The organism is Shewanella sp. 4_MG-2023, assembly GCF_030548015.1.
In the GTDB taxonomy this organism is placed as follows: domain Bacteria; phylum Pseudomonadota; class Gammaproteobacteria; order Enterobacterales; family Shewanellaceae; genus Shewanella.
The window spans coordinates 1-558 of the sequence record NZ_JAUORL010000092.1 but is presented as its reverse complement, the minus strand read 5'-3'; the positions used below and the strand labels follow the sequence as shown (position 1 = coordinate 558).

1 protein-coding gene is annotated in these 558 nt (G+C 46.1%); it reads right to left on the bottom strand.

Annotated features, from left to right (window positions below):
* Positions 1-558, bottom strand: a 558-nt coding sequence (locus Q4546_RS19170) for a VCBS domain-containing protein (RefSeq protein ID WP_303446860.1), incomplete at both ends; no start/stop codon positions are given.

Sequence of the window (558 nt, the reverse complement as noted above, 5' to 3'; positions counted from 1 at the left end):
TGAGGTGGCTTGGAATTGATTTTGTCCCGCATCAACATCAGTAACAGTGAGTGCACCATCGACGCGGAGTTGTCCACCGTGAACGTCTTTATCTTCGGTTAACTGTGCTGTTGAAGTACCCGCAATCACCGCTTTATCATCGGTGCCGTTAATGGTGACAGTGATTTTTTGCTCAGTGCCGTCAACGCTATGAACTAACACTGTATCAGTAACTGACTCACCGGTTTTTAAACCCTGAATGGCTGTTTGTGAGTTATCAGCGGTGTAGGTCCAGTGACCTAATTCATTGATTGATAGAGTACCAAACTGACCTTGTAGTGAGGTGGCTTGGAATTGATTTTGACCATTATCCACATCAGTAACAGTGAGGGCGCCGTCAACGCGAAGCTGCCCACCGTGAACATCTTTATCTTCGGTTAACTGTGCGGTACTTGTTCCTGCAACCACGGCTTTATCATCAGTGCCATTAATGGTGACAGTGACTTTCTGCTCAGTGCCATCGACTGAATGAACTATGAGAGTATCCGTTAATGATTCGCCTGTTTTCAGGCCTTGAAT